Origin of the sequence: Lysobacter enzymogenes (genome assembly GCF_017168095.1) — a bacterium.
In the GTDB taxonomy this organism is placed as follows: Bacteria; Pseudomonadota; Gammaproteobacteria; order Xanthomonadales; family Xanthomonadaceae; genus Lysobacter; species Lysobacter enzymogenes_D.
Map to the genome: position 1 here is coordinate 1 of NZ_LXSD01000322.1, position 3357 is coordinate 3357.

4 protein-coding genes are annotated in these 3357 nt (G+C 76.1%); all 4 read right to left on the reverse strand.

Going from position 1 to position 3357, the window contains the following annotated elements; all coding sequences use genetic code 11:
• The coding region (locus A7A76_RS11435) for a S8 family serine peptidase (RefSeq protein ID WP_206411300.1) at positions 1-1291 on the reverse strand (1291 nt) is incomplete at its 3' end.
• Between the two features lie 8 nt (positions 1292-1299).
• The gene (locus A7A76_RS11440) at positions 1300-1938 is read right to left on the reverse strand and encodes a zf-HC2 domain-containing protein (RefSeq protein ID WP_206411301.1); all 639 of its coding nucleotides are present in this window, start codon (positions 1936-1938) and stop codon (positions 1300-1302) included.
• Positions 1935-2519 carry an RNA polymerase sigma factor gene (locus A7A76_RS11445; RefSeq protein WP_206411302.1) on the reverse strand — a complete coding sequence of 195 codons (585 nt, stop codon included), beginning with the start codon at positions 2517-2519 and terminating at the stop codon, positions 1935-1937. Before A7A76_RS11445 ends, A7A76_RS11440 begins: the two co-directional genes overlap by 4 nt.
• A gap of 64 nt (positions 2520-2583) precedes the next feature.
• Positions 2584-3357: hypothetical protein (locus A7A76_RS11450; RefSeq protein WP_206411303.1), on the reverse strand; the 774-nt coding region annotated here is incomplete at its 5' end.

The following is a 3357-nucleotide window of genomic DNA, read 5'->3' on the forward strand; positions in this document are numbered from 1 at the left end:
CGCCGAACAGCAAGGCGCGCACGCGCGCGGCGTCCAGCGACGGCGCCGCCGCCAGCAACAGCGCGGCGACGCCGCTGACGTGCGCGGCGGCCATCGAAGAACCGGAGGCGAAGTCGTAGCCGCCGCCGGGCCGGGTGGTGAGGATGTCGCTGCCCGGCGCGCCGAGGCTGCCGGGCGCGACCGCGCGGGCGCTGTCGCCGACCACGATCACCCCCGGCGTGTCGGCCGGAAACCCGCTCATGCGGCCGTCGGCGGGCAGCGAGGCGACCACGATCCGGCCCTGTTCGAGCAACTGCTGCAGCAACCTGCGCAGCAGCGGATCGGCCGGTCCGCCCAGGCTCAGGTTGACCACGCGCGCGCGGCTGTCGGCGACCGCGGCCAGGGCCTTGGCCAGGGTAAAGGAATTGCAGCGCGCGCCGTCGCCGGGCGCGGCGGGATACCAGCAGGCCTTGTACAGATCGAGCACGGCCAGCGGGGCGATGCCGGCGATGCCGAGGCGGTTGTTGCTGTTGGCGGCGACGATCCCGGCCACTTCGGTGCCGTGCGCGTCGCGCCGGAACGCGGCCGGGTCGGCCTCGACCAGGTCCAGCGCGGTGCGGATGCGCCCGCGCAGGTCCGGATGGCCGGCGTCCGCGCCGGTATCGACGATGGCGATGCCGACTCCGCGGCCGCGGCTGCGCGCGTGCGCGGCGCCGGCGTTGAGGGCGCTGAAGCCGCGTTGCAGGTCCAGGTAGGGATCGTTGTAGCGCGGTGCCGGTGCGCGCGGCGGCGGGCGCGCGGAGGGGGGCGACGACGAGGGCGGCGAAGACGATGGCGGCGAGGCGGACGGCGGCGGCCGCGCGGACCGCACCGAGAAATCCTGCAGCGGCTGGGCCAGCTTGACCCGCGCGTCCGCGCCCAGCCGCGCCAGCGCCTGTGCGGCTGATTCGCCCGGCGCCGGCCGCAGCACCGCGCAATACCCGCCCAGCGACTGGATCGGCCAGCCGGCGATTTCGCGCAGGCGGTGCTCGCGCCCGATCGCCTGCAGCGCGGCGGCCGCCTGCTGGCCCAGGCCGTAGTGGCGCGCCGGCGCGTAGCCGAGCAGGTTGGAGCCGGCGCGCGCCGGCGGCGCGGCGACCGGGTTGTCCACCACGACCAGCACGTCGCGTTGCGGATCCATCTGCGTCGCCGTCGTCGCGGCCGATGCGTCCGGCAACGGCGCCGGACCGCGGCGCAGCGATGGCGCGCAGCCGGCCAGCGCCAGGCAGGCGGCGAGCGCCAACGTCGGCAATGCCTTGCTCGCGCGATGCATCGAGCGACTCATCGCGCGGCGACGGATTCGGCCAGGCGGATGCCCGGCGCGCTGCGCAGCCGCTGCAGCAACTGCGCGGCCTGCGCCTGGGTCGGCGCGGCGGGCGCGAGCAGGTACGCGCCCATCGCATTGGGGCCTTCGACCACCTGCAACTGCAGCCCGCGCAGCAGCGAATTCCACTCGGCCAGCGGCATGGCCGGATCGGGCACGACCCGGATCGACGCGGCCGGCGTCGGCGCCGCCGCCGGCGCGTCGCTGAGGGTGCGGTAGCCGGCGCGCTGGTTCGCCGCGTAGAGCTGCGAACTCAGCACGCCCAGGCCGACGGCCTGGATCAGCACCGAGGCGGCCAGGGCCTTGATCGCCCAGCCGCGCGCGCGCGCCGGCGCGGCCTGCGCGGGCGGCGCGTCGATGCGTTCGAGCAGGCGCCGCAGCCCGGCCTGCGGGTCCAGCGGCAGGTCGGTCGGCAGCGACAGGGCCCGACGCAGGCGCTGCTGCTGGGCGAACTCGGCGCTGCACGCATCGCACCGGCCCAGGTGCGAGGCCAGCCAGCGGCCGCGTTCTTCGTCGGCATGGCCGAGCAGCGCCGCGGGCATCAGCTCCCAGGCGCGCGCGCAGTCGTGCCCGGGGTCCATCGGGGAGGCGGTCATGACAGGTTTCCGGTGAGGGCGCGGGCGCCGCCGGCCAGCGCCGGCAGCACGTTGCGCAGCTTGACCCGCGCATGGAACAGGCGGGCCTTGATGGTGCCGAGCGGGCACTCCAGCATCTCGGCGATGTCTTCGAGCTTGTAGCCGACGCCGTAGACCAGCTCGACCACCACGCGCTGGTCCGCGCTCAGCCGTTCCAGGCCTTTGCCGAGCCAGTCGCGCAGTTCGCGGTCCTCGTCGGGATCGTCGGCGGGAACGCGATCGTCGCCGAGTTCGTCCGGGCCGACCGGGTCGGCGCCGTGCTGGCGCAGCGCCGCGAGCCCGCAGCGGTAGGCGATGCCCATGATCCAGGTCGAGACCCGGGAGTCGCCGCGGAAGCCGCCGGCCTTCTGCCAGACGATCAGGAAGCAGTCGTTGATGGCTTCCTCGATGATGTCCGGACGCCGGGTCAGTCGCGACAGGAAGCGGCCGAGGCGGGCGTGGTAGCCGCGGTACAGCGCGGCCAGCGCCTCGCGGTCGCCGCCGGCCATGCGCTGCAGCAGGTGGCGGTCGGCGGCGTCGCTGCGCGCGTCGGTGTCGGTCATGGCTGGCGGTCGGCCCGGATCATGGCGGTGGGTGCGCCGCCGCCGCGGGAAGGTTGCGGCCGGTTCACAGCGCCAGCGCCAGGGTCAGCGCCCAGGGTTCGGCGCGCGCGAGGTTCCAGGGCCGCGGCGCGCCGGAATCGGCGGCGAGCCGGTACAGCTCGGCGCTGCAGCGCCCGCGCCGCCAGACCAGGCCGAGGTGGCCGTAGCCGTACGCGCCGCTGCGGGCGACGCCGTCGCGGTAGCGCGCGATCTCGGCCGCGCCGAGCCCGGCGGCGAGCGACCACTGCGGCGTCAACGCGCGGTTCCAGGTCAGGTCGAGCGCCGCGTAGGTGCGCGCGTGTCCGCGCAGGCGCGTGGCCGAGAGAGTCAGCGCGGCGCGGTCCTGGTACTGCCAGCCCACCTGCAGTTCGTTGCGCTCGACCCGCCAGGAATGCCGGCCGGCGATGAGGTAGCGCGAATGGCTCAGGCCGGCGCGCCAGCGCCAGCGCTCGGACAGCCGCCAGGTGCGGGTCGCGGCGACGCCCGATTGCAGCGGCGAGGCCGGCGTATCGGCCGCGGCCGCGGCGGACAGGCTCAGCGTCCAGTCGGCGCCGGGCGTCCAGTGCGCGGCGGCCTGAAGGATCGGCTTGGGCGCGGTCGTGGCGACGCCGCGATCGACCAGCTGCGAGCTCAGCGCGACCGCACCGGACCACTCGCTCGCGCCGGGCGGCTGCGTCGCCGCCGCGGGCGCGCAGGCATGCAGGCCGGCGACGACGAGCGCGGCGCGTAGCCAAGGAGGACGGCGCTGCCGCGCGTCGCGCGCGGATGCCGCGGGTGTGGCCGACGCGGCGTGCGCGCC